General features: G+C 56.1%; 20 protein-coding genes. 18 read left to right on the top strand and 2 right to left on the bottom strand.

Annotated elements, in window-relative coordinates; genetic code table 11:
• Positions 1-27: 27 nt before the first annotated feature.
• From hybE to fdoI, 13 genes are all read left to right on the top strand, one after another.
• A complete protein-coding gene (gene hybE / locus FAZ14_RS02760) occupies positions 28-537 on the top strand; it encodes a hydrogenase-2 assembly chaperone (protein ID WP_050544593.1) in 510 nt (169 codons plus the stop codon).
• Entirely contained in the window at positions 530-874 is a 345-nt protein-coding gene (gene hypA / locus FAZ14_RS02755; protein ID WP_016941061.1) for a hydrogenase maturation nickel metallochaperone HypA, read from the top strand. The genes hybE and hypA overlap by 8 nt, the downstream gene beginning before the upstream one ends.
• Before the next feature lie 70 nt (positions 875-944).
• Positions 945-2,147 carry a hydrogenase nickel incorporation protein HypB gene (hypB, locus tag FAZ14_RS02750; RefSeq protein WP_153507993.1) on the top strand — a complete coding sequence of 401 codons (1,203 nt, stop codon included), beginning with the start codon at positions 945-947 and terminating at the stop codon, positions 2,145-2,147.
• 2 nt (positions 2,148-2,149) lie between these two features.
• The gene (hybG, locus tag FAZ14_RS02745) at positions 2,150-2,437 is read left to right on the top strand and encodes a hydrogenase maturation factor HybG (protein WP_013318684.1); all 288 of its coding nucleotides are present in this window, start codon (positions 2,150-2,152) and stop codon (positions 2,435-2,437) included.
• Positions 2,424-3,539, top strand: a complete 1,116-nt coding sequence (hypD, locus tag FAZ14_RS02740; RefSeq protein ID WP_038925770.1) for a hydrogenase formation protein HypD — start codon at positions 2,424-2,426, stop codon at positions 3,537-3,539. Before hybG ends, hypD begins: the two co-directional genes overlap by 14 nt.
• Positions 3,539-4,567, top strand: a complete 1,029-nt coding sequence (gene hypE / locus FAZ14_RS02735) for a hydrogenase expression/formation protein HypE (RefSeq protein ID WP_038905001.1) — start codon at positions 3,539-3,541, stop codon at positions 4,565-4,567. The genes hypD and hypE overlap by 1 nt, the downstream gene beginning before the upstream one ends.
• A gap of 339 nt (positions 4,568-4,906) precedes the next feature.
• The gene (gene hypF, locus FAZ14_RS02730) at positions 4,907-7,198 is read left to right on the top strand and encodes a carbamoyltransferase HypF (RefSeq protein WP_153507992.1); all 2,292 of its coding nucleotides are present in this window, start codon (positions 4,907-4,909) and stop codon (positions 7,196-7,198) included.
• A 93-nt stretch (positions 7,199-7,291) separates the two neighbouring features.
• The gene (locus FAZ14_RS02725) at positions 7,292-7,768 is read left to right on the top strand and encodes a YlaC family protein (protein ID WP_153507991.1); all 477 of its coding nucleotides are present in this window, start codon (positions 7,292-7,294) and stop codon (positions 7,766-7,768) included.
• A 135-nt stretch (positions 7,769-7,903) separates the two neighbouring features.
• Complete coding sequence (locus tag FAZ14_RS02720; RefSeq protein WP_338084597.1) at positions 7,904-8,629, top strand: glutamine amidotransferase; 726 nt, start codon at positions 7,904-7,906, stop codon at positions 8,627-8,629.
• A gap of 11 nt (positions 8,630-8,640) precedes the next feature.
• Complete coding sequence (locus tag FAZ14_RS02715) at positions 8,641-10,062, top strand: aminotransferase-like domain-containing protein (RefSeq protein WP_038925833.1); 1,422 nt, start codon at positions 8,641-8,643, stop codon at positions 10,060-10,062.
• Between the two features lie 823 nt (positions 10,063-10,885).
• Positions 10,886-13,936, top strand: coding sequence for a formate dehydrogenase-N subunit alpha (gene fdnG / locus FAZ14_RS02710; RefSeq protein ID WP_016941050.1), 3,051 nt, complete (start codon positions 10,886-10,888; stop codon positions 13,934-13,936).
• A gap of 15 nt (positions 13,937-13,951) precedes the next feature.
• Positions 13,952-14,854, top strand: a complete 903-nt coding sequence (gene fdxH / locus FAZ14_RS02705) for a formate dehydrogenase subunit beta (RefSeq protein WP_012885369.1) — start codon at positions 13,952-13,954, stop codon at positions 14,852-14,854.
• Positions 14,841-15,476, top strand: a complete 636-nt coding sequence (gene fdoI, locus FAZ14_RS02700; protein WP_016941049.1) for a formate dehydrogenase cytochrome b556 subunit — start codon at positions 14,841-14,843, stop codon at positions 15,474-15,476. Before fdxH ends, fdoI begins: the two co-directional genes overlap by 14 nt.
• Before the next feature lie 104 nt (positions 15,477-15,580).
• Here fdoI and FAZ14_RS02695 read toward each other — a convergent pair whose 3' ends face one another.
• Both FAZ14_RS02695 and FAZ14_RS02690 read right to left on the bottom strand, forming a co-directional pair.
• On the bottom strand, positions 15,581-17,266 hold the full coding sequence (locus tag FAZ14_RS02695) for a methyl-accepting chemotaxis protein (RefSeq protein WP_153507990.1): 1,686 nt from the start codon (positions 17,264-17,266) through the stop codon (positions 15,581-15,583).
• 314 nt (positions 17,267-17,580) lie between these two features.
• Entirely contained in the window at positions 17,581-18,891 is a 1,311-nt protein-coding gene (locus FAZ14_RS02690) for an MFS transporter (RefSeq protein ID WP_038925764.1), read from the bottom strand.
• Positions 18,892-19,316: 425 nt separating this feature from the next.
• Here FAZ14_RS02690 and fdhE point away from each other — a divergent pair, with 425 nt between their 5' ends.
• The 5 genes from fdhE (at position 19,317) to FAZ14_RS02665 (ending at position 25,356) form a co-directional block, all read left to right on the top strand.
• A complete protein-coding gene (fdhE, locus tag FAZ14_RS02685) occupies positions 19,317-20,243 on the top strand; it encodes a formate dehydrogenase accessory protein FdhE (protein WP_016941046.1) in 927 nt (308 codons plus the stop codon).
• A gap of 310 nt (positions 20,244-20,553) precedes the next feature.
• Positions 20,554-21,843 carry a nitrate regulatory protein gene (locus tag FAZ14_RS02680; protein ID WP_153507989.1) on the top strand — a complete coding sequence of 430 codons (1,290 nt, stop codon included), beginning with the start codon at positions 20,554-20,556 and terminating at the stop codon, positions 21,841-21,843.
• A gap of 455 nt (positions 21,844-22,298) precedes the next feature.
• The gene (locus FAZ14_RS02675; RefSeq protein WP_038925763.1) at positions 22,299-23,609 is read left to right on the top strand and encodes an ABC transporter substrate-binding protein; all 1,311 of its coding nucleotides are present in this window, start codon (positions 22,299-22,301) and stop codon (positions 23,607-23,609) included.
• Between the two features lie 12 nt (positions 23,610-23,621).
• Positions 23,622-24,551 carry a nitrate ABC transporter permease gene (gene ntrB, locus FAZ14_RS02670; RefSeq protein ID WP_153507988.1) on the top strand — a complete coding sequence of 310 codons (930 nt, stop codon included), beginning with the start codon at positions 23,622-23,624 and terminating at the stop codon, positions 24,549-24,551.
• Positions 24,552-24,561: 10 nt separating this feature from the next.
• The gene (locus tag FAZ14_RS02665; RefSeq protein WP_153507987.1) at positions 24,562-25,356 is read left to right on the top strand and encodes an ABC transporter ATP-binding protein; all 795 of its coding nucleotides are present in this window, start codon (positions 24,562-24,564) and stop codon (positions 25,354-25,356) included.
• The last annotated feature ends 12 nt before the right edge of the window (positions 25,357-25,368 follow it).

Below are 25,368 nucleotides of genomic sequence, written 5' to 3'. Positions count from 1 at the left end.
CACGACGGCGGTAATAATCCGTCGGTAATACCCGACGAGCGCAAAGAATTGGCGTGGATTGCGGGGCATGATCAGAGTCCGGTGGCCTGGCTGGAAGCCGAGTTCAACCGTATTGCCCAAGAACGCATGCGGTTGTTGCCGTTTTATCGTGACGGTATTCCGGTGCGGGCCTGTGGATTTACCCTGTTTGAACAGCAGTGGTTCGGTTGCCTGTTGACGCCGTGGATGTTGAGTCTGCTGGTGCTGCCGGGGCCGGGGCAACAATGGCCCCGGCGTGATCTTTCCACCCGACTGGCGTTAGCGCTGCCGTGCGGCAGCATGAAGTTTGTGGTCAGTGAAAGTGATGACGGGCAGCAGTATCTGTCCTGTTCACTGATGTCGCCGCTGGACTCGGCACTCGGTGCGGAACAGGCGTTGCAGTTGGCACAACAAAGCGCACGTATGGCGCTGTCATTGCCGGTGCAGGATGCCGACGCACCAGAGAACCTGAGTCGCCGCGCGCTGTTCAGCCGTTATCGGAGTCAGCGGCATGCATGAAGTGTCCTTGTGCTACAACGCACTGGAGTTGATTGAACAGCAGGCGCGTCAACATGGCGCTCGCCGGGTTACCGGCGTCTGGTTGGAAATCGGCGCGCTGTCTTGCATTGAAGAAAGTGCGTTGCAGTTCTGCTTTGAGTCGGTCTGCCGTGAAACCCTGGCAGAAGGCTGCCAGTTGCATGTGTCGGTGCGTCCGGCACAGGCCTGGTGCTGGGAGTGTAGCCAGCCAGTGGAAGTGACCCACCACGACAGCGGCTGTCCGCATTGCGGCAGCCATAGTCTGCGAGTTGAAAGCGGAGGCGATAGCCTGCAACTCAAGCAACTGGCGGTTGAATAAAACACGCTACGTTTTCAACGCGACCTGTCATCAGTAGAAAGCGGTCTGGTTGACCGGAGGAGTCGTATCAATGTGTACCACATGCGGTTGTGGCGAAGGAGAACGCCGGATAGAGGGCGATGAACCTGCGCATTCACACCACCATCCCCATACGCACGATCACCACCACGAACATAGCCACAGTCATGATCATGCGCATTCGCATCCTCACCATCATGACCACGATCACGGGCATGATCATCATCATTATGATGACGTAGCGCCCGCGCCCAGTGTGATTATTCATCATCACCATTACTATTATCACCACGGCGACGTACACCATCATTATCATGGCGCATCACGTCCGCTGGCCGTGCGTCACGCGCATGAGCATCATGCCCATACGCACGATTCGCATGACCACCATGATCACGACCACCATGAGCATGCTCATCACAGCCATGCGCATCATGGTCATGACCATCACGCACATTCACACGAACACCATCAGCAGGAAGAACGGTTCCAGCCGGTAGAGCAGGAAAATCATCTGCACTATGGGCAGGGCGCGGCAGGCACCCATGCGCCGGGTGTCGGTCAGCAACGACTGCTACAAATAGAAATGGATGTGCTGAGTAAAAACAACCAACTGGCAGCGCATAACCGCGAGCATTTCGACGCCGACCAGATTCTGGCGTTGAATCTGGTGTCCAGCCCCGGTTCTGGGAAAACCACGCTGCTGACCAATACCTTGCACTTGCTGCGTGAGCGCGTACCGTGCGCGGTGATCGAAGGCGACCAGCAAACCACCAACGATGCCGAACGTATTCGGGCCACCGGCGTACCCGCGATTCAGGTTAATACCGGCAAAGGCTGTCATCTGGATGCACAGATGGTGCATGACGCCATGCACCGACTGCAACTGCCAAATCAGAGTCTGCTGTTTATCGAAAACGTTGGCAACCTGGTGTGTCCGGCTGGTTTCGATTTGGGAGAACGGCACAAAATCGCGGTCTTGTCAGTCACCGAAGGCGAAGACAAACCGCTTAAGTATCCGCATATGTTTGCCGCTGCATCGCTGATGATCATCAATAAGATCGATCTGTTGCCGTATCTGGATTTCGATCTCGACGCTTGTGTTGCTAACGCACGTCGCGTTAATCCGCAGATCGAGGTAATTGCGTTGTCTGCGCGTACTGGTGAAGGGATGGAAGCCTGGTTGGCCTGGCTGGAAACCCAGCTTTTGGGGGCGCAAACGCCGTCACAACCGTCACTGCTGTCAGGAGTCTAACCATGTGTTTGGGCGTTCCCGGTAAAGTGGTCGCTGTCGGGCCGGACCTGCATTATCCGGCACGGGTGGATGTGTGTGGTGTACAGCGCGAGGTAAATATTGCGCTGGTATGTGAAGGCGACCCGGCAGAGTTGGTCGGTCAGTGGGTGCTGGTGCATGTCGGTTTCGCCATGAGTTTGCTCGATGAGCAGGAAGCACAGGAAACGCTGGCGGCGCTGCAATCCATGCAGGCGGTTGGACTGGAGCTGGATGAAGTCAGGCAAACCGGAGCCATTTATGCAGTACGTTGATGAATTTCGTGATCCCGAACTGGCGAAATCGTTGTTACAGCGCATTCAGGCGTTGGTTGACGACATGCCGCATTTAAAGGCGCGCCCGTTGCAACTGATGGAGGTGTGCGGCGGGCATACCCATGCCATTTTTAAGTTCGGTATCGACCGGCTATTGCCGCCGGAAATTGAGTTTGTACATGGGCCGGGTTGCCCGGTGTGCGTACTGCCGATGGGGCGGATCGATGCCTGTCTGGAGATAGCCGCTCGCCCTGACGTGATCTTTTGTACTTTCGGCGACGCCATGCGGGTGCCGGGTCGGAATGGATCGTTGCAGGATGCCCGACGCCACGGCGCTGATGTCCGGGTGGTTTATTCCCCGTTAGATGCGCTGGCGCTGGCGGAGCAACACCCTGATCGACAAGTGGTGTTTTTCGGACTGGGATTTGAAACCACCATGCCGAGCACCGCACTGACCCTGCAACAAGCCAAACGTCGCGGTATCGATAACTTTTCGCTGTTTTGTCAGCACATCACTATCATTCCGACACTCAAAAGCCTGCTGGAGCAACCCGATTTGCGTATCGACGGTTTCCTGGCTCCGGGGCATGTCAGTATGGTGATTGGCGCGTATCCTTATCAACCGCTGTGCGAGCAGTTCCATAAACCGTTCGTGGTTACGGGTTTCGAGCCGTTGGATATCCTGCAAGCGCTGTTGATGCTGGTGCAACAACTGCATGATGAACGCTGCGAAGTGGAAAACCAGTATCGTCGTATCGTGCCGGACAGTGGTAATACGCTGGCGCAGCAGGCGATGGCCGAGGTATTTGAAACCAAGGCCAGCAGTGAATGGCGTGGGTTGGGCGAAATTGCCAATTCCGGTATGCAGTTGCGGGCAGAGTATGCGGCATTTGATGCTGAACGCCGTTTCAAACCGCAGCAGCAACAGGTGGCGGATGAGCCGCTGTCACGTTGCGGTGATGTGCTCACCGGGCGTTGCAAACCGGGTGATTGCCCGTTGTTTGGTCAGCGTTGTACACCGCAAAATGCTATCGGCGCGTTGATGGTGTCCTCAGAAGGCGCTTGCGCCGCTTATTACCAGTATCGACGGGAGTGCGCCTGATGAAGAACACGTTATTGCCAAAAGAAATTACCCTGGCGCATGGCAGCGGCGGGCAGGCAATGCAACAACTGATCGAAGGCCTGTTCCTGCAGGCGTTCGATAACCCATTATTGGCGGAACGTGAAGATCAGGCGCGTTTGTCGCTGGCGGAGCTGAATGCCGAGGGTGATCGGCTGGCGTTTACCACCGACAGCTATGTTATCGACCCGATCGAATTTCCCGGCGGTAATATTGGCAAGCTGGCGGTATGCGGTACGGCTAACGATCTGGCGGTCAGTGGTGCTGTGCCGCGTTACCTCTCCTGTGGTTTTATTCTGGAGGAAGGGCTGGCGGGAGAAACGCTGCTGCGCATCGTCAATTCGATGGCGCAAACGGCCCGCGAGGCGGGTATCCAAATCGTCACCGGTGATACCAAAGTGGTGCCGCGCGGTGCAGCGGACAAGATTTTCATCAATACCGCAGGTATTGGCGTGATTCCACCACATGTGCAGTGGGGCACCGGTGAGATTCGCCCCGGTGACCGTTTGATCGTCAGTGGTACGCTGGGGGATCACGGTGCCACCATTCTGAATTTGCGTGAAAAACTGGGGTTGGAAGCCGAATTGACCAGCGATTGCGCGGTACTGGCACCGTTGATTGCGCCGCTGCGCGAGATTGATGGCGTACGTGCTCTGCGCGATGCCACCCGTGGTGGGGTGACGGCAATCCTGCACGAATTCGCACAAGCCAGTGGTTGCGGCATGGAAATACAGGAAAGTGCGTTACCGGTCAAAACGGCGGTGCGTGGTATCTGTGAACTGCTGGGTCTGGAAGCGCTCAATTTCGCCAATGAAGGTAAACTGGTGCTGGCGGTGTCGCCAGAAGCGGAAAGCCGGGTCCTGGACGTTTTACAGTCTCACCCATTGGGACGCGATGCCGCGGTAATCGGCAGCGTCACCGACAAAAAACAGGTACGCTTGTGCGGCGTATTCGGCACCTCCCGCCTGTTGGACTTGCCCCACAGCGAGCCTATGCCGAGGATTTGCTAATCCTCTAGCCCTGTTCTGATCGTTGTCATTGTCGATTTGATGGTGGCAGGTGGACGCAATGGCGTAAATTACGCTGAGGGGAAAACAGACTCCCGGCCGAGCGGCATGGATGCCGCGAGAGCCGCTGCCGCGCCGGGAGCGCGTCAGCGGCGGGCCGAAAAGGAGTCTGTTTTTCCCGAAGGCACCGCGTAGCGGCGTAATTTCCCGCCAAAAGCCCGGGTTCTTAGGGCGGCGGCGATTGGCCGCCCTAAGTGGACGCCAGAGCGGGGTAGTGCAGCGAGACGCTGTATAAAAGGCGTCCATACAGCAACACTTACAGTGATAGCTATTCATATAACTATGATGTCACCACATCACGACGGAATTGAAATTCGCGTTAAAGGCAAAGTGCAGGGGGTGGGGTTTCGGCCTTATGTCTGGCAAATTGCTCACCGGCTTGGTGCCAAAGGCAGTGTGCTGAATGATGGCGCGGGGGTGTTAGTCCGGCTGTGGCCGGTGAGCGCCGAGGCGGATTTCATTGCTGCGCTATACGCTGAGTGCCCGCCGCTGGCGCAGATTGACCAGGTCACCTGTCAGCCTTATCGCTGGGAAACACCACCGGACGATTTCACCATTGAACACAGCGGTGCCGGGCAGATGGATACCCACATTGTGCCGGATGCGGCGACCTGTGATGCCTGCCGTCAGGAGCTGTTTGATCCGCGCGATCGTCGCTACCGTTATCCGTTTATCAACTGCACCCATTGTGGCCCGCGTTTTACTATCATCCGCCAGATGCCATACGACCGCCCGAATACGGCGATGGCGACGTTCCCGTTTTGCCCCACCTGTCAGCAGGAATACCAACATCCGGCGGATCGGCGCTTTCATGCTCAACCCAACGCTTGCCCAACCTGCGGGCCGCAGGTGTGGCTGAGTGATGCATCGGGTGTCGTGGTGCGTGGTGATGACGCTATTATGCAAGCGGCCGCCGCATTATGCGCCGGGCAGATTGTGGCAGTAAAAGGGCTGGGTGGTTTTCATCTGGCTTGTGACGCTACCCATGCGCAGGCAGTGGCACGACTGCGTGAGCGCAAGCACCGCCCGGCCAAGCCGCTGGCGGTGATGTTACCGGGCGCTGACTGGCTCGCACAGTGCAGCAGTGTGGAAAACCCTGCGCCCGCGCTGCGTCTGATGCAAAGCCCGGCGGCACCGATCGTGCTGCTACCGCTGCGCCACGATGGTGTCCTGGCCGCAGGTATTGCCCCCGGTTTGGATGAGGTGGGATTAATGCTGCCTGCCAGCCCATTACAGCACTTACTGTTGGCGGCGGTGGGCCGACCGCTGGTGATGACCTCTGGCAATGCCAGTGGTAAACCGCCTGCGCTGGATAACACGCAGGCGCTGGCTGAACTGGCGGCTATTGCTGACCTGTGGTTGCTGCATGATCGCGATATTGTGCAGCGGGCCGATGACTCGGTAGTGAGAATGCAGGATGAACGGGCGGAGATGCTGCGGCGCGCACGCGGTTATGTGCCGGATGCCCTGCCGTTGCCGCCGGGATTTAGCCAGCAGCCCGCGTTATTAGCTATGGGGGCCGACCTCAAAAATACCTTCTGCCTGCTGCGTGATGGCTCTGCGATTGTCAGTCAGCACTTGGGCGATCTGGCTGATGACGAGGTGGAACAGCAGTACCAGCAGGCGCAAAGGCTGTTTGCTGATATCTACCGGTTTACGCCGCAGGCCATCGCGGTGGATGCTCACCCAGGGTATGTCAGCCGTCGTTTGGGGCAGCGGCAGGCGCAACAGTTGGGCATCCCCTGCATCGAGGTATTGCACCATCACGCGCATATCGTTGCCTGTCTGGCGGAACACCGCTGGCCGCGTGACGCCGGGCCGGTCATCGGGCTGGCGTTGGATGGCATTGGCTATGGTGGTGATAACCGCTGGTGGGGCGGTGAGTGCCTGCGGGTGGATTACAGCCAGTGCCAGCATCTGGGCGGGTTGCCTGCGGTGGCGTTGCCGGGCGGCGATCTGGCAGCACGCCAGCCGTGGCGTAATCTACTGGCACAGCTTCTGGCGTTTGTACCGGATTGGGCGTCACTGCCGCAAGCGGGGGTGATTCCTGTCGCTGCGCGGCCGTTGCTGACGCGTGCTATTGAGCGCGGTCTGAATGCTCCGCTGGCTTCATCCGCTGGCCGGTTGTTTGATGCCGTTGCCGCCGCTTGTGGATTTGACGGCGAACAAAGCTGGGAAGGGGAGGCGGCTTGCTGGCTGGAAGCGCTGGCCCGGCAACATCAACAGACCCGATCGCCGGTGACGCTACCGTTGTCCGGCTACCAGTTGGATCTGGCTACGTTCTGGCAGCAGTTTCTGGACTGGCACGCGACACCGGCTGACCGTGCGTTTGCGTTTCATGTGGCGTTGGCTGACGGGCTGGCGGCGCTGGTGCGTCAGGCATCACGGGAGTACGGGCTGAATACGGTGGTGTGCTCAGGCGGGGTGATGCATAACCGTTTGCTGGTTGCACTGCTGCGTGAACGGCTGGCTGATATGACGTTGCTGATGCCGTCACGGTTACCGGCCGGCGACGGTGGGCTGGCGTTGGGGCAGGCGTTGATTGCCGCCAGTCGTCTGTCAACACAAGGGTAACTGTTATAGCTTTTTTTCACCGGACTGTATCTGTTCTGATAAGGTGCGCCGTGCTACCGTTGCGCACCACTACGCAGCGGCAGAGGATTCGGTATGGACGAAGTGAAACGTATTCTGAATGACGAAATCGAACGTCTGAATCGTGAGGAGCGGCGCGATAACCGCATCCGTTTCAGTCGCCGCTTTATGGTCACTCACCCTTATTTATTCGGCGGCATGCTGGCGAGTTATGTGCCGGTGGCGTTGATTTTGTGGTACGCACCCTATTTCGGCCTGCCTTATGTGGTGGGGTTTACGTTGTTTCTGGCGCTGATGTCGCTGGCGATGTCGATGGATATCAACCCGCGCTATCGCTTTGAAGATATCGACACGCTGGATCTGCGGGTGTGCTACAACGGCGAGTGGTATAACAGTCGCCATGTGTCGGCACAGACGCTGGAGGCCTTGCTGCATAATCCACAGGTCGCCGCCGCGGTAAAAGAGGGGATCGCCCGTTTGTTGCAAACCAAGGGGTACCTCTATTTCTACGATGTTTTTTCTCTGGCCTACCGTTCAACCGCTACCCGTTGAAGGGGCGGTGTGCCTTTCTGCGCGCCTTTATCGCGGTGAATAAAAATCAACAGCATGAAGCGATGACAGGGCGCGTCCTGCGTGATACGTTCAAAACTCATCTTGTTTACCGTTCTTCGAGGCCAGCGACGCGCTATGACGATGCGAAACGCAGATTGTCCTTCCTCATCACGTTCTCCTTCTTTACTCATCGTACAGATGGGGGAACCCCCTGAGCCTATCGCGCAGTCTGTCGGTCAACAGGCTGACTGGTTTTGCAGCGCGCTGGCGGCGCAAGACGTGCAACTGCATGTGGTGCGGCCAGACGCCGGTGACGCCTTGCCGCACCCCGGTGAGCATGATGCCGCTATTATCAGTGGTTCCTGGTCGATGGTGACTGACCGGCTGGACTGGAGCGAGCGTACCGCCGAGTGGCTACGTCAGAGCGTGCAGGTCGGGTTGCCGGTGCTGGGCGTGTGCTACGGCCATCAGTTATTGGCGCATGCGTTGGGCGGCACGGTGGCGGATAACCCGAATGGACGTGAGATGGGGCTTAAAACGGTAACGCTGCATGACCATGCCGCGAATGACGCGTTGCTGACGGCGCTACCGACGCAGTTTAGCGCTTACCTCAGCCATCTTCAGTCTGTGGTGACGCCACCACCGGGTGCACAGGTGCTGGCGGCGTCAGAACAGGATGGATGCCAGATTATTCGTTACACGCCGCATACCTTGTCATTCCAGTTCCACCCGGAGATGGATGCCGCGGTGATGAACGCCTGCCTGCGACACTGCGCCTTGCCGGAAATAACCCATAGCGCAGAGCCGGTATGGGCGCAGCGGTTGCTGCTGGATTTTGTCCGGCAGGCGTTGTCCCGCTAAGGAGTATGGCACTGGCTAAGTTCGAACAACTGGCTGACCAGATGCGCGAGCAGTTACAGTCGGGTATCTGGCAACCGGGGGAAAAACTGCCGTCGTTGCGCGAAAAGGCGGTGCATTCGGGCCTGAGTCTGATGACGGTGCTGCATGCCTATCAGCTACTGGAAAGTCAGGGCTGGATTGTGTCGCGCCCGCAATCGGGGTATTACGCCGCCCCGCGCATTGAACGCCCCTCTGCGCCAGTGAGCGAGGGTGAAGCGGTGCATTTGACGGAAAACGTGGATGTTAACCGCTTCATTTTTGATGTGCTGCACGCCAGCCGTTCGCCCGGCGTAGTGCCGTTTGGCTCGGCCTTTCCCGATCCCCGGTTGTTTCCTCAGCGCCAGTTAACCCGCTCACTGGCGACGGTAGCGCGCCGTATGCAACCGGAGAGTGCGCTGGATAACCTGCCGCCCGGCAATGAACGTTTACGCAAACAGATAGCCCAGCGCTATGCGTTGCAAGGTATCGCGGTATCGCCGGAGGAAATCGTCATTACCAGCGGTGCCATGGAGTCACTGAACCTCAGCCTGCAAATGTTGACCCGCCCCGGCGATTATGTGGTGGTGGAGTCGCCGTCGTTTTACGGCGCATTGCAGGCTATCGAACGTTTGCAGTTGAAGGCGATTGCTATCGCCACACATCCGCATACCGGTATTGATCTGGCGGCATTGCGACAGGCATTGCAGGACTATCCAATCCGCGCCTGCTGGCTGATGACCAATTTTCATAACCCGCTTGGTTGTACGCTGGCATGGGAGAAAAAGCAGCAACTGGCCGCGCTGTTGAGCGAGCATCAGGTACCGTTGATTGAAGATGATGTCTACAGTGAGCTGTACGCCGGTCCGCATCGGCCGCTGCCGGTCAAAGCGTTGGATACGCAAGGCCAGGTACTGCACTGCTCTTCGTTTTCAAAAAATCTGGTCGCCGGATTTCGTGTTGGTTGGGTGGCGGCAGGCCGCTTTGCACAAGGTGTCCAGCGGCTGCAACTGATGAGTACACTGTCTGCCAGTGCACCGATGCAATTGGCGGTGGCCGATTATCTGGCGACCAGTAGTTACGATAGTCATCTGCGGCGTCTGCGGCGAACGCTTGAGCAACGCAAACACCGCTTGTACCAGGCAATGAAAGTGCATTTCCCGGCCTGTGTGGATATTTACTACGCCAATGGTGGCTATTTTCTGTGGCTGGGGTTGCCGGAGGGCATCAACAGTATTGACCTGTATCAGCAGGCACTGGCGCTGAATATCAGTATCGCGCCGGGCCGCATGTTCACGACCAGCGATAAGTTTGACCGCTATTTCCGCATTAATACCTCCTTCGAATGGCAGGAGAAAACAGAGAACGCCATTATCGCGTTGGCGACATTGTTGAAAAACACACTCTCCTCGTCCTGATCGGTAACCTGCGTTATTTATCGTTTCCCATCAAAAATAATCGATTCACGGTCATATCATGTCGGGCGTTATTTATTTTACGCCCGCCTGCGGTATTTATTTTTTTATCATCAGACGTGGTATTCCTCTGTTGTCGAAGAAACAGACACCCTGTTTTTTATAAAGAAAATCTTAATTATTTCTCGTTGGTATAACGTGGAAGAGAACACTCGGCTGTAATCGACATGTAAATAAATATACAGCGGCACAGTGTCTTAGCTCTCTTGATAATGAGAATGATTATTCTTAACTGTGTGATAACGTTAAAAAACAGCCGCGCTACGACGAATTGTGACTTATTTGTTGTTATTGAGATAATCAATTGGCGCTTTTTATTCGTCGGTACATAATACATATGTTTGATAGGGGTTTATGCACTTCCCCTGCCAGCATTCATTCATATTAATAAAGCATTAATACATAAAATACGATATTACCCCCAATAATCAGAGTTGCGGGACAACGTGTTGAACAACGCCGCGCGTTGCCTTTTCAGGGTAGGGCTCAGGTGAGCCTGATAGCACAGCCGATGGACCTGCAATCGATGTATGAGGGGTATAGACCCAAAATAATTCGAGTTGCAGGACAACACGCTGGCGTGTTGAACAACGCCACGCGTTGGCCCTTTAGGGCAAGGCTCGTTAGAGCCTTGTAACGCGGCAATCGAGCGAATCCCCAGGAGCTTACACAAGTAAGTGACTGGGGTGAGTGAGGGCAGCCAACACACCTGCAACTTGAAGTATGAAGGGTATCGCTCTGAGTGATGTCGTGCGAGGAATATCCCATGCAGGTCAGCAGAAGGCAGTTCTTTAAAATATGCGCAGGCGGTATGGCCGGAACGACGGTCACCGCGCTGGGGTTCTCGCCCAGTGCGGCGTTAGCCGAAACGCGGCAATACAAGCTATTGCGAGCCAAAGAAACCCGGAATAATTGCACTTACTGTTCAGTCGGGTGCGGTATTCTGATGTACAGCCTGGGCGATGGCGCTAAAAACGCCAACGCCTCTATTTACCACATTGAAGGGGATCCGGATCATCCGGTGAGCCGTGGTTCGTTGTGCCCGAAAGGGGCTGGTCTGGTTGATTTTATTCATAGCGATCAGCGACTGAAGTACCCGGAATACCGTGCGCCGGGATCGGATAAATGGCAGCGCATCAGTTGGGAAGAGGCGTTCAATCGCATCGCCGCATTGATGAAAAAAGATCGCGACGCCAATTTCGTTGAGAAAAACGCTGCCGGTGTGACGGTTAACCGTTGGTTGACCACCGGGATGCTGTGCTCCTCCGCTGCCAGTAATGAAACCGGGATACTGGATCAAAAATTTGCCCGTGCACTGGGTATGATAGGCATCGATACGCAAGCGCGTCTGTGCCACGGCCCAACGGTGGCGGCGCTGGCACCGACCTTCGGTCGCGGTGCGATGACCAATAACTGGGTCGACATCAAGAACGCCAACGTGATTCTGGTGATGGGGGGCAACCCGGCAGAAGCGCACCCGGTCGGATTTAAATGGGCGGTAGAGGCCAAGATTCACAACGGCGCCAAACTGATTGTCGTCGACCCGCGTTTTAACCGCTCGGCTGCCGTTGCCGACATGTACTCGCCGATTCGCGCCGGGTCCGATATCACTTTCCTGCTCGGTGTCGTCAACTATCTGCTTACCCACAACAAAGTGCAGATGCCGTATGTGAAGGCGTATACCAACGCCAGCCTGATCGTTCGTGACGATTACCACTTTGATGAAGGCCTGTTTAGCGGTTACGACGAAAAAGAGCGTAAGTACGACCGTACCAGTTGGCAGTATGCGCTGGATGAAAACGGCTTTGCCAAACGTGATGACACACTCAGTGATCCGCGCTGCGTCTGGAACCTGCTCAAAGAGCACGTCAGCCGTTATACGCCGGACCTGGTGACCAATGTCTGTGGTACGCCGAAGCAGGATTTTCTGACCATTTGTGAGCAACTGGCCTCGACCTGCGTACCGGATCGCACCGCGACCATTATGTACGCCCTTGGCTGGACACAGCACACCGCAGGCGCACAAATTATTCGTACTGCGGCCATGGTGCAGTTGCTGCTGGGTAACGTCGGTATGGCGGGTGGCGGTGTGAACGCACTGCGCGGCCACTCGAATATTCAGGGCTACACCGATTTGGGGTTGTTGTCGCTGAACCTGCCGGGCTATATGCCGCTACCATCAGAAAAACAAACCTCGCTGACGATGTATCTCGATCAGATAACACCGAAGGCGTTGCTGCCGGATCAGGTTAACTATTGGAAGAATACGCCGAAGTTCTTTATCAGCATGCTGAAGAGTTTCTGGGGCGATAAAGCGACCAAAGAGAATGACTGGGGTTACGACTGGCTGCCGAAGTGGGACAAGAGCTACGACGCGCTGGCGTATTCCCGCATGATGCTGGATGGCAAGGTCAACGGTTATATCGTGCAGGGGTTCAACCCGATGGCGGCCTTCGCGGACTCCAACCGCGCTCGTGATGCCCTGAAGAAACTGAAATATCTGGTGATCATTGACCCACTGGCGACCGAAACCTCCAACTTCTGGCAGAACCACGGTGAGCTGAACGATGTCGACCCCAGTAAGATTCAAACTGAGGTGTTCCGCCTGCCGTCGAGCTGTTTTGCCGAGGAAAACGGCTCCATCGTTAACTCCGGCCGCTGGTTGCAATGGCACTATCAGGGCGCTGAGCCGCCAGGTGAAGCGCGCCACGACGGGGTGATTCTGGCTGGCCTGTTTCTGCGTCTGCGCGAGCTGTATGCCAAAGAAGGTGGCGCCAATCCTGAGCCCGTGTTGAACATGAGCTGGAATTACCTGCAACCGGAAGACCCGTCCGCCGAGGAAATTACCAAAGAAGCTAATGGCCGTGCGCTGGCGGATCTGTACGACGATAAAGGCAACCTGTTGTTGAAGAAAGGGCAACTGCTGCCTGACTTCTCGGTGCTGCGTGATGACGGCAGCACGGCCAGCTTCTGCTGGATTTACGCCGGTTCGTGGACAGAGGCGGGTAACCAGATGGCGCGTCGCGACAACGCCGACCCGTCAGGTTTGGGCTGTACGCCGGGCTGGGCCTGGTGCTGGCCGCAAAACCGCCGCATTCTTTACAACCGTGCGTCGGCTGACGAACAAGGCCGCCCGTGGGATCCAAAACGTGAGCTGATTCGCTGGAATGGCCAGAAGTGGACGGGGATAGACGTGCCCGATTTCGCCGCTACCGTGCCTCCGGGTAGCGCGGCTGGCCCGTTTATTATGAACGCCGAAGGGCTGGGGCGTCTGTTCGCTATCGACAAGATGGCCGAAGGGCCGTTCCCGGCGCACTATGAGCCGCTGGAATCGCCGCTGAAAACCAACCCGGTTTACAGCAAGGTTCAGGTCAACCCGGCTGCCCGTATTCTGCCTGCCGACCGTCCGTATATGGGAACGGTGGAAGAATTCCCGTTTGTTGCCACGACCTACTCGATTACCGAGTTGTTCCGCCACTGGACGAAACACGCGCGTCTCAACGCTATCGTTCAGCCAGAGCAGTTTGTGGAAATCGGTGAAGGGCTGGCGAAGCAGAAGGGGATTCAGGCGGGCGACGTCGTGAAAGTCAGCAGTAAACGAGGATATATCAAGGCGAAGGCAGTCGTTACCAAGCGTATCCGTACCCTGACGATTCAGGGCAAACCGGTGGAAACCATCGGCGTGCCTTGTCACTGGGGCTTTGAAGGCACCACCCAGAAAGGCTTTATGGCGAATATCCTGACGCCGCATGTCGGTGACGCCAACAGTCAGACGCCGGAATACAAGGCGTTTCTGGTTAATGTGGAAAAAGCGTAGTCGCGGAGAAACATTATGGCAATGCAATCACAAGATATTATCCGTCGCTCCGCGACTAACTCACTGACGCCACCGCCGCAGGCCCGCAACCACAAAGAGCAGGTTGCCAAACTGATCGATGTGACCACCTGTATCGGTTGTAAAGCATGTCAGGTGGCCTGTTCCGAGTGGAACGACATCCGTGACGAGGTGGGGCATAACGTAGGGGTGTACGACAACCCGACCGATTTGAGCGCCAAGTCCTGGACGGTCATGAAGTTTGCCGAGTTCGAAGAAAACGGCAAGCTGGAGTGGCTTATCCGTAAGGATGGCTGCATGCACTGTGCCGACCCGGGCTGCCTGAAGGCGTGCCCGTCGGAAGGCGCGATTATCCAGTACGCTAACGGCATCGTCGATTTTCAGTCCGAGCACTGCATCGGTTGTGGCTACTGTATCGCTGGCTGCCCGTTCAATGTGCCGCGCATGAATAAGGACGATAACAAGGTGTACAAGTGCACCTTGTGTGTCGATCGTGTGGAAGTCGGCCAGGAGCCGTCGTGCGTGAAAACCTGCCCGACCGGTGCGATTCATTTCGGTACCAAAGACGAGATGAAAGTGCTGGCGGCCGAACGGGTGAAAGACCTGAACAGCCGCGGTTATCAGAATGCCGGTCTGTACGACCCGGCTGGGGTGGGGGGTACACACGTGATGTACGTGCTACACCATGCAGACCGGCCAGAGCTGTATAACGGTCTGCCCGCTAACCCGACCATCAGCCCGGCGGTGACCTTCTGGAAAGGCATCTGGAAACCACTGGCGGCCATCGGTTTTGCCGCCACCTTTGCGGCCAGCGTATTCCACTACGTGGGTATCGGCCCGAACCGGGTAGAAGACGATGACGAAGCGCACCACGAGGGCAAGCAGCATGAAAAAGAGTAATCGAATTCAGCGTTACAGCGCCCCCGAGCGCATTAATCACTGGATTGTGGCGTTCTGCTTTGTGTTTGCCGCACTCAGCGGATTAGGGTTTTTCTTCCCGTCGCTCAACTGGCTGATGAGTGTGCTGGGCACGCCGCAACTGGCGCGTATCCTGCACCCGTTTGTCGGTGTGGTGATGTTTGTCGCCTTCCTGCTGATGTTTTTACGTTACTGGAAACACAACCTGATTGAGCGCAGCGATTTGGAGTGGGCGAAAAACATCCACAAAATCGCTCGCAATGAAGAGGTTGGTGATACCGGTCGGTACAACTTCGGTCAGAAGTGCGTATTTTGGCTGGCGATTCTCTGTCTGCTGCTGTTGCTGGCAAGCGGGATTGTGATTTGGCGGCCTTACTTTGCGCCGTCGTTCTCCATCCCGGTGATCCGTGCCGCATTGGTGGTGCACTCGGTATCCGCCGTCGGTTTGATCCTGACTATCATGGTGCATGTATACGCCGCGCTGTGGGTGAAGGGCACCATCACCGCGATGGTGGAAGGCTGGGTATCCAGCGGTTGGGCGAAAAAACACCATCCACGCTGGTATCGTGAGTTACAGGCCAAACAGCAGGAAAAACAACACTGAGGCCGCTGTGCCTGTCTGTGCTGACTTAAGCGAGGCAGGTATCAGGGGGGATAAACCGCACCGGCAATTCTTGTCGGTGCGGTTTTTTTTCAGCCATTGATTTGCTAGAAAGATTGCCAGTCATCATTGGCATTGGCAGAGGCTTTTTTGCCAATGGCGTGCGAGCCTGCGGCGGTGGGTAATGCCGCCATTGCCGATGAGCGGGAGTGCCGCGTCTGTGGCAAGGCACTGCCGTTGGTTGCAAGTTCAAACACCTCAACGGCGGAAGTCAGTTCACGCGCCTGATTTTCCAGCGACGAGGCCGCCGCCGCAGATTCCTGCACCAGCGCCGCATTCTGCTGTGTGACGCTATCCATCTCGGTAACAGCCTGGGCAATCTGGCTAATACCCCGCTCCTGCTCTACCGACGCCGAGGTGATTTCTGCCATCAAATCGGTGACTTGTGTGACGGCGCGGACGATGTCGTGAATGGTCTGCCCGGTTAGCGCCACTTGCCCGGAGCCGGTATTGATTCGCTCAACCGATTCGTTAATCAGCCCTTCGATTTCTTTGGCCGCCTGCGAGCTACGTTGCGCCAGACTGCGCACCTCGCCTGCTACCACGGCGAACCCGCGTCCTTGTTCACCGGCTCGTGCGGCTTCAACGGCGGCGTTAAGCGCCAGAATGTTGGTCTGAAACGCGATGCCATTAATCACACTGGTGATATCGGCAATCTTGCGCGAGCTTTGCGTAATGTCATTCATGGTCGTGATCACGTTGTCGACCAAATTGCCGCCGTTTTTAGCCATGTGTGAGGCATCCTGTGCGCGTCGATTGGCTTGCGTGATGTTATCGGCATTCTGTTTTACGGTAGCGCCTAGCTGTTCCATGCTGGCGGCGGTTTGCTCCAGTGCCGAGGCCTGATGTTCGGTTCTTGCCGATAAATCATTATTGCCTGCGCTGATTTCGCTCGCGCCGTGATAAATCGCGTGGGTACTGTTACGAATCAGGCTGACGGTACGCATCAGGCCCTCTTGCATATCACGCAAATAGGGAATTAATTGGCCTACATCATTGCGGCCGAAATCTTCAATCGTGTGCTGCAATTTGCCATCGGCAATGGTTTTAAAATGCTCGCGGATACGGTGCAGAGGTGTTATCAGGTTAGCAACCAGATAGCGGTCAGTCAGGAATACGATCAGTACGCCTAACACCAAGGCGCTGACCAATACTTGTTTACAGGTAGAGATAATCGCATTGATCGTACTGTCGTTATTTTTGTCTTGCAGGTCTAATTGTTTCAGGTACTGCTCGCTGGCTTTACTAAATGCGATACTGATGGGGGGCATAGTGGTGCGCATAATAGTGCGGAATTGTTCCAGTTCTCCTTTTTCTAACAGCGTGGCTATTTTTACCGTTTCTGTATTAATACGTTTCCAGTTATCAATAATACTATCTTGAATATCTTTTGGGATGCCGTCATGGGTTGAGCGGGTAAATGCGTTCAGGTTTTCAATACTAATATTGAGCACCTCTGCCGCTGATTTTGATAATTTCTGTGCGCTTTCTTTGTCACCAGATTGCAACAAATCGGCAGCCATAAATAAACGCATTGAGGTGCGAAAATAGGCCTCAGTGCCATGAGACATCAGGTCGGAATTTTTTTGTTGTTCCTGGTTTGATTGCAGTAGTGCGTTGACTTGATTGAGACAATAAAGCTCCAAAAAAGAGACTGCACTCCAAAGTAATAAGAAAATAAAGAAAATAGAGAGGAGCGCTTTGCGTATTGTTATGTTTCTCATATAAGTCATATTGTTTTCCTGAATATTGCTTTTTAACTTTCCTGGGTATTTAACGGTTAGGTAAAAGCAGTTTGGATTTATTGTTATGAAACGTGTGCAGCTTCATGCGCCTTAAATGCAGTTGGTAAAATATATCGGAGTATTCTTATTTTCATTAATAATTTTTTTCTCGTGTGTAGGGAATCACAGAAAAAAATGATAATAAATCGGCGGGAAAACGAGCGCGGTATGACGCGGTTTTCAGGTGTGAGAGGACAACGGCGTACTGAAATGTCGCGAGACGCCAGCCCCCCAGCGGCGGGAGGACTGGCGTGTATCAGGCCTTAGCGATTCACCAGTTTAGCCGGAAGCGCGATGACCAACAGTGAACTGAGCAACAGACACACGGCAAAAAACCACAGCGCGCCGTTGCCGTTGCCGGTTAATTGCATGGCAAAGCCCATGATGGTGTTACTGACCAAACCAGCGATATTGGCCAGTGAACAGGCCAGTGCGAAGCCGGTTGCCGCAGCGGTGCCAGTGAGAAACGTGGCGGGCAGGCTGAAGAATACCGGCACCGTACCGATGACAGCGGCTTGCGCCAGTGAAAACAGCAGTACGGTCATCACCAGATTGTGGCTGAAAAAGGTGCTCATCACGATAGCGGCGGCACCCAGCCAGAACGGCAGGATGATATGCCAGCGCCGCTCCCTTAATCTGTCGGAACTGGTGCCGAGCGCCAGCATGCCGACCAGTGCCGCCACACTGGGAATGGCCGTCAGCCAGCCTATCAAACCAATGTCAACCACTCCGGCTTGTTTAATAAAGGTCGGCAGCCAGAACCCCATGGCATAGGCACACAAGAGAATAGAAAAGTCGATACCGCCCAGCATCCAGACTTTCAGGTTAAAGAATCCATCGCGAAAGCGGTGTTTGATGGCCGGAGCCTGATGTGCGTCCAGCGTCAGGTCTGCACGAACCTGGGCCCGGTCTTGCTCATTGAGCCAGCGTGCCTGATTGACGTTATCCGGCAAAAGCCAGAGCGCCATCATGCCGAGCAGGACGCTTGGCAGCCCTTCAAGTAAAAACATCCATTGCCAGCCGTGTAACCCAAGCTGTGCGTCGAAATGCGCCATAATCCAGCCCGACAGCGGGCCGCCAACGATGCTCGATAACGGCAGGCCAATCATAAATAACGCAATAATGCGCCCGCGCCGCCATGACGGAAACCAGTGGGTTAAATAATAGAGTACGCCGGGTAAGAAACCGGCTTCCGCCGCACCCAACAGGAAACGTAGCACATAGAACTGCACCGGTGTGGTAACGAGCAATGTCGCTGTAGACAAGATGCCCCAGGTTATCATGATCCGCGCAATCCACAGGCGTGCGCCCACACGTTGCAGTATCAGATTGCTGGGGACTTCAAAGAGGATATAGCCCAGAAAAAACAGCCCGGCACCCAGCCCAAATGCCACGTCGCTCAAGGTAAGCTGGTCGGCCATTTGCAGTTTGGCTAACCCAATATTGATGCGATCAAGGTAGGCGGCGAGATAACACAGACATAAAAACGGGATAAGACGCCAGGTAATTTTGCGATAAGCCGATGAATAAACGGCAGGCGCAAGCTGTGGTTCGTGAGAAAAAGCGGTCGTCATGGTGTTGTCTCCGGCGAGAGAATGCGTTACGGACGCTAAAATCGGGGTGTTTTATTATCGTCATGCCAGTGTGTGGTGCAGGCAATTAACCGGGGTGCCGATGTCTAATCGCTCTGGTTTGTGCAGGTGTTAGCGATAAACGGCAGCGCCCATTGTGCGACGGGGAGCGGGTTGTGTCTATCCTGTTAACGGCGGTTTTCCTGACCGGCCGTGACAAGTGTGCGCAGAGCGTCCACACGGCGACCCTCCACGTAGCGCAGGGAAAATCATGCCGGATTGTGCGATTGCGCGGTATAACCTGTTAACATGCATATTTAATGACATGCATATTTAATGACATGCATATTTAATGATATGAATGTGGCCTGGTCAGCGATGGCCGTGGTGTTTTTTTATTATTCTCGATAAACAGGACGCATAACCTGATGAGTATTCGTATTGTGCCGCAAGAACAACTGGCGGATAGCGCAAAGCCTTCGACTATCGGGACTATCCCAGCGGTGTTGTTTGCCAACCAGAAAAGCCTCTACCGACTGCGGGGCGAGCGGTTGCGCCAACTGGCAGAAAACCATCCGCTGGACGCGTACTTACGTTTTGCGGCCACCGTAACCGAAGCGCAACATAAAGTCTGGCATGATCACCCCCTGCATCAGGATTTGGTTCCGGCGCTTGCGCAAAATAATGGCTGCCCTCCGCTGGATATCACCACGTTTAAGCGAGATCCTCACTGGCATGTTTTGTTGCAGGCGTTGATTGAAGAACTCAAGCCCTCTGCTGCCGGGCAGGTGCTGAGTACGCTTGAGAATCTGGAAAAAATGTCGGTACAAGAGTGGGAAACGCTGGCGCAAGCGTTGTTAAACCAGCAATTTAGCGAACAAATTAACGATAACGCGCCGTTTGTCTGGGCCGCGCTCTCCGTGTACTGGGCGCAAATGGCAACCCAGCTTCCGGCTGCCGCCAAAGCAGAAACCGGCGAACATCGCCAGTTTTGCCCGGTCTGCGGCAGTATGCCCGTATCCGGTGTTATTCAGATTGGCACCAGCAGCGGGCTGCGCTACCTGCACTGCAATCTGTGTGAAAGTGAGTGGCACATGGTGCGTGTGAAATGCAGCAACTGCGAACAGTCGGGTCAGTTGCACTACTGGTCGCTGGATGATGAAAAGGCCGCTATCAAGGCCGAAAGCTGTGGCGATTGCGGCACCTACCTGAAACTGTTGTATCAGGAAAAAGACCATCAGGTCGATGCGGTGGCAGACGATCTGGCCTCGCTGGTGCTGGATGTTAAAATGGAAGAAGAAGGTTTTGCCCGCAGCAGCATTAACCCCTTCCTGTTCCCCAATGAGAGTCACTAACGCTGCCGCGCGCCGGGCAACATTGTCCGGCGTGCGCGCTTAGATGACACCGCAGCCGTGACGAGCGTTGTTATCACGGCCCGCGACTTGCTGTGCCCACCGCTGATGGATGCATGATGGTCTGCTTTTCTGTGTTGCGCCGACGTCAGCCGCTTGAGACGGCCTTTCAGGGCAGCGTTTTTCACGCGGCTAAAATGGTCTGTGGGTTTTCAGGTCAGTGCCTGATAAGGCAAGGATTTTGCATGGAACAGACCCTTCATCGTGGTAGGGTGGCATGAGGATAGCGCATGCCGTCTGGAGAGAAGAGAGAATGATAGCGGACCCTTCAACGACAATTCGTTTTTTGATGGCATCGCGCCAGTGTGAGCTGAACAGCCTGCGCGGTTTGCTGCAAAGCGGCGAACTGGTGGGGCGCATCAGTCAACTGGTGCATATGCTACAGCGTGAGCGTGGAACCGCTAACCTGTTCCTGTGCTCGGACGGGCGGTTATGTGCCGATGAGTTGTCGCAACGCGAGCAGGATGTGCAGCAGGCCGAATTGCAGTTTATGGCGCAACTCGACGATCTGGCGCAGCGTGCCAGCCTGTTGCCGCAGGCCAGCCGACTGTTTAGCCGTGCTGCCAGCGTGGTGTATACCCTGGGATTATTGCCGTCGATGCGCGAGCACATGCGCCAGCGTACGCTTGCGCAGTCAGCGGTGATGACGCTATTTAACGACTGTATTCGCCACCTGCTGACGCTGGTATTTGAAGTGTCGGATACCGCGGCGGAGCCGGTTATCGCCCGCGCACTGGTGGCGATGTTTAGCTTTATGCAAGGTAAGGAACTGGCCGGGCAGGAGCGGGCGGTGGGTGCGGCGGCGTTTGCCGCTGGCGAGTTTCCGGTTAACGTTCAGCAAGCGTTGATGGATTTAATCGACCGTCAGGAGCGGTGCTTTGATACTTTCGCCACGTTTGCTGATGATGCCAACCGGGAGCGCTGGCAATCGTTGGTCACCGACCGGGAGTTTGAGCGCTTACGCCGCGTCGCCTGTACCCGTGCGCCGGAGAACTTGCCGCCGGAAGGCGGTTTGCAATGGTTTGCCCTGGCAACGGCACGTATTGATGCCATGAAGCAGATTGAAGACCGTTTGTCGCAGACGCTGATGCACCTGTGCCGTGAGCGTATTGCCGCGGCGGAGCAAGCCTGCCTCGACCAGCAGGCGGATGTCGCCAGCCTGATGGCGCAGCAGCAAGGTGATGACCACAGCTATTCGGTGTTTATCGCTCACTCAGAGATGGAGCAGAGCAGTGCCGGGCAAGGCGGCTGGCTTGATAGCGACGGTGTGCGACCGCAGTTGGGGCGTTCGCTGTTGTCACTAGTACAGCAGCAGGCGCGGCGCTTGCAGGCGCTGGACCATGAACTGGCGGCGATGCGGGCAACGCTGGATGAGCGCCGTCAAATCGACCGGGCTAAAGGGTTGCTGATGCAACATCGTGGATTGAGCGAGGAAGAGGCTTACAAAACCCTGCGCCGCATGGCGATGAACCAGAACAAAAAGCTCATCGAGATTGCTAACGCCATGCTGGCGGTGGCGGATGTTTTTCAGGATACGCCCTGATGGTTGTAGCGCGATACGCGGTGAATCGGGTGTGGAGTGCACATAAAATGTGCGCAACGTGCCAGATAACGGTGCAGCCCCGGGCAATATTTATCGCGTAGCCCCCGTGTTTACTGAGTCTGATAACGGTTTTTCAATCTCTCGTATATCCCTGCTGAATTGATCCAGCTCAATATTTGCTGTTCCACAGGCGAGCAGAATAGTGCCATCGTGACGCGTCGGCTATCTGGCGTGGCATAGAGGGATAACGCAATGTGCCGTCAGGTTATCGGGATATCCGACAGATTGGCACACACCTTGCTTCATCTCCGGTAACAATTCACTGCGACTTTTCCGTGCTAATGGCGGTACGGAAAAGCGCTGGGCAAAGGCGCCCATAAGCGTGCGATTTTCGCATGGCTTATGGGCGCCTTTTTGTTTTTGCCGTCGAAGGACGGGTTGCCGAGGTGTCGTTAATGAGTGATTCCACAACCGATAAGAAAACCAGTAACCAAACACAGGCGTTTTCCCGTCGCCAGTTTTTGGTCGGAAGTGCCGCACTGGGCGGTGCCATGTTACTGCCGGGCATGCCGGGAATAATGAACAGCGCCTGGGCGGCCGGTTCCGACGCCCCAGAGAAGAACGAGGTGCGTGTCGGCTTTATTCCATTGACGGATTGCGCCTCGGTGGTGATGGCGTCGGTCAAAGGGTTTGACAAGAAATACGGCATTACCATTGTGCCGAGTAAGGAAGCGAGCTGGGCCGCGGTACGTGACAAGCTGGTATCGGGCGAACTGGATGCTGCCCATGTGCTGTATGGGTTGTTGTACGGCTTGCAAGCCGGTGCATCAGGGCCGCGGCACGATATGGCGGCGCTGATGACTATCAACAATAACGGCCAGGCGATCACCTTATCCAATGCCTTGCGTCAGGCCGGGGTGACGGATGCCGCCAGCCTGAAGACATTCATCTCAGCCAGCCCAGCGGGGACGTATACCTTCGCCCAGACGTTTCCCACCGGCACCCATGCCATGTGGCTGTATTACTGGTTGGGGGCCGCTGGCATCAACCCGTTTGATGACGTGCGCACCGTGGTGGTACCGCCACCGCAGATGGTGGTGAACATGAAGATCGGCAACATGAGCGGTTTTTGTGTCGGTGAGCCCTGGAACCAACGCGCGATTATCGATGGCCTTGGCTTTACCGCCGTCACCTCGCAGGAGATTTGGCCGGACCACCCAGAGAAAGTGCTCGGTACCCGTGCCGACTGGGTAAACGCTAACCCTAACACCGCGCGAGCCTTAACGGCGGCGGTACTGGACGCATCGCGCTGGATAGACAGCTCGGACGATAACCGACGTGAAACGGCCCGGGTGATCGCCGGGCGGGCCTACGTCAACACTCAGGAGGAGACGATTGTCGGGCGCATGCTGGGGCAATACGACAACGGGGCCGGGAAACGCTGGCAGGACGAACACGCGATGCGCTTCTACCACGACGGCGAAGTCAACTTCCCTTATCTGTCCGACGGCATGTGGTTTCTCACCCAGCACAAACGCTGGGGCCTGCTGGCACAGGAGCCGGACTATCAGGCGCTGGCCCGTCAGGTCAACCGCATCGATATCTACAAGCAGGCGGCCAGCATGGTCGGCAATGTACCGCTGCCGTCCAGTGAGATGCGCAGCAGCGTATTGATTGATGGTAAGCGGTGGGACGGCAGCGATCCGGCCGGTTATGCCAACAGCTTTAGTATGAACGTCAGCGTGAACGTCAGCGTGAAAAAGTAACGGAGAGCGACCATGAAAACGCAAGCCCAGATTCTTTCGATCGTCCCTGACGCTGAACCGGAAAACGCGAGCGCCGCCGATGCGGTGGTTATCACATTGCCTGATGCCGTCACTGTAGCACCACCAGCACAACCGATGGTGGCGACGCCGCGCCCTGTCTGGCGGCAGCGCCTGAGCAACATGCTGTCCCGCTTGCTGCCGGGAGGGCTCGGTATGTTGTTGCTGCTGGTGATATGGCAGATAGCGGCACTGAGCAGCAAAGGGTTCCCGACGCCGTGGCAGACCTGGCAGGCGGCACAGAGCATTTTTGCTGACCCTTTTTATGTGGCGGGCCCGAACGACAAAGGCATTGGCTGGAACGTGCTGGCATCGCTCAAGCGCGTCGGCATCGGGTTCGGTCTGGCGGCGCTGGTGGGCATTCCCGCCGGTTTCCTGATTGGCCGTTTTCGGTTTATTGCCGCGATGTTCAACCCGATTATTTCGCTGCTGCGTCCGGTCAGCCCGCTGGCGTGGCTGCCCATCGGCTTGCTGTTGTTCCAGCGTGCCGAACCGGCATCCAGTTGGACGATTTTCATCTGCTCCATCTGGCCGATGATCCTCAACACCGCGGAAGGGGTACGCCAAATTCCACAGGATTACCTGAATGTGGCGCGGGTGTTGAAGCTGTCCGAGTTCGCCATCATGCGCACTATTTTGCTACCGGCGGTACTGCCGAGTGTGCTGACCGGGGTTCGGTTGTCCATTGGTATCGCCTGGCTGGTGATCGTGGCGGCAGAAATGCTGACCGGCGGTATTGGCATCGGTTTTTGGATCTGGAACGAATGGAACAACCTCAACGTACCCAACATCATCACCGCTATTTTGGTGATTGGCGTGGTCGGGTTGTTACTTGAGCAAGGGCTGATGTTGCTGGCCAAACGTTTTAGCTATGAAAGCCGTTAAGGAGAAACCGATGCGCCATCAACCGATTATTCGTATTCAACAGGTTAGCCAGCGTTTCTCCACCGCCAGCGGTTCGTTCGTGGCGCTCGATAACGTGAGCTTTGATATTCATGCCGGGGAAACCCTGAGTCTGATTGGGCATTCCGGCTGCGGTAAATCAACGCTGCTTAACCTGATTGCCGGGCTGACGCTGCCGACGCACGGTGGCCTATTGTGTGACAACCGTGAAATCGACGGACCGGGGCCGGAGCGGGCGGTGGTATTCCAGAATCATTCGCTGCTGCCGTGGCTCACCACTTACGACAACGTGGCGCTGGCGGTGAAACAGGTGTTTCGCGGTCAGATGACCAAAGCGGAAATGCACGAGTGGATTATCCACAACCTGCAACTGGTGCACATGGGGCATGCCCTGAACAAGCGGCCACATGAAATTTCCGGTGGGATGAAGCAGCGGGTGGGCATCGCCCGGGCGCTGGCGATGAAACCCAAAGTGTTGCTGATGGATGAGCCGTTCGGCGCGCTGGATGCGCTGACCCGTGCTCATTTGCAGGATGCGGTGATGGATATTCAGCAGCAACTGAATACCACCATCGTGCTGATCACCCATGACGTGGATGAAGCGGTGCTGCTGTCCGATCGGGTGCTGATGATGACTAATGGCCCGGCCGCCACCGTGGGGGAAATCATGACGGTGGCGCTGGAGCGTCCGCGTTCCCGTGTGGCGCTGGCGGACGACCCGCGTTATCACCAGTACCGCCAGCAGGTACTGCATTTCCTCTACGAGAAGCAGCCGCACGCGGCCTGACGGGAGGGATCG

It is taken from the genome of Dickeya oryzae, assembly GCF_009372235.1.
Taxonomy (GTDB): domain Bacteria; phylum Pseudomonadota; class Gammaproteobacteria; order Enterobacterales; family Enterobacteriaceae; genus Dickeya; species Dickeya oryzae.
Note: the sequence above shows the minus strand (reverse complement) of the source record. Positions and strands in the feature narration are given on the sequence as shown.

Coding starts and splice junctions, on each gene's coding strand:
- hypA (WP_016941061.1), top strand. CDS start 530: ATGCATGAAGTGTCCTTGTGCTACAACGCACTGGAGTTGATTGAACAG.
- hybG (WP_013318684.1), top strand. CDS start 2,150: ATGTGTTTGGGCGTTCCCGGTAAAGTGGTCGCTGTCGGGCCGGACCTG.
- FAZ14_RS02680 (WP_153507989.1), top strand. CDS start 20,554: ATGATAGCGGACCCTTCAACGACAATTCGTTTTTTGATGGCATCGCGC.
- FAZ14_RS02675 (WP_038925763.1), top strand. CDS start 22,299: ATGAGTGATTCCACAACCGATAAGAAAACCAGTAACCAAACACAGGCG.
- fdxH (WP_012885369.1), top strand. CDS start 13,952: ATGGCAATGCAATCACAAGATATTATCCGTCGCTCCGCGACTAACTCA.
- FAZ14_RS02725 (WP_153507991.1), top strand. CDS start 7,292: ATGGACGAAGTGAAACGTATTCTGAATGACGAAATCGAACGTCTGAAT.
- FAZ14_RS02665 (WP_153507987.1), top strand. CDS start 24,562: ATGCGCCATCAACCGATTATTCGTATTCAACAGGTTAGCCAGCGTTTC.
- hypF (WP_153507992.1), top strand. CDS start 4,907: ATGATGTCACCACATCACGACGGAATTGAAATTCGCGTTAAAGGCAAA.
- hypB (WP_153507993.1), top strand. CDS start 945: ATGTGTACCACATGCGGTTGTGGCGAAGGAGAACGCCGGATAGAGGGC.
- FAZ14_RS02690 (WP_038925764.1), bottom strand. CDS start 18,891: ATGACGACCGCTTTTTCTCACGAACCACAGCTTGCGCCTGCCGTTTAT.
- fdoI (WP_016941049.1), top strand. CDS start 14,841: ATGAAAAAGAGTAATCGAATTCAGCGTTACAGCGCCCCCGAGCGCATT.
- FAZ14_RS02720 (WP_338084597.1), top strand. CDS start 7,904: ATGACGATGCGAAACGCAGATTGTCCTTCCTCATCACGTTCTCCTTCT.
- fdnG (WP_016941050.1), top strand. CDS start 10,886: ATGCAGGTCAGCAGAAGGCAGTTCTTTAAAATATGCGCAGGCGGTATG.
- ntrB (WP_153507988.1), top strand. CDS start 23,622: ATGAAAACGCAAGCCCAGATTCTTTCGATCGTCCCTGACGCTGAACCG.
- FAZ14_RS02695 (WP_153507990.1), bottom strand. CDS start 17,266: ATGACTTATATGAGAAACATAACAATACGCAAAGCGCTCCTCTCTATT.
- hypE (WP_038905001.1), top strand. CDS start 3,539: ATGAAGAACACGTTATTGCCAAAAGAAATTACCCTGGCGCATGGCAGC.
- fdhE (WP_016941046.1), top strand. CDS start 19,317: ATGAGTATTCGTATTGTGCCGCAAGAACAACTGGCGGATAGCGCAAAG.
- hypD (WP_038925770.1), top strand. CDS start 2,424: ATGCAGTACGTTGATGAATTTCGTGATCCCGAACTGGCGAAATCGTTG.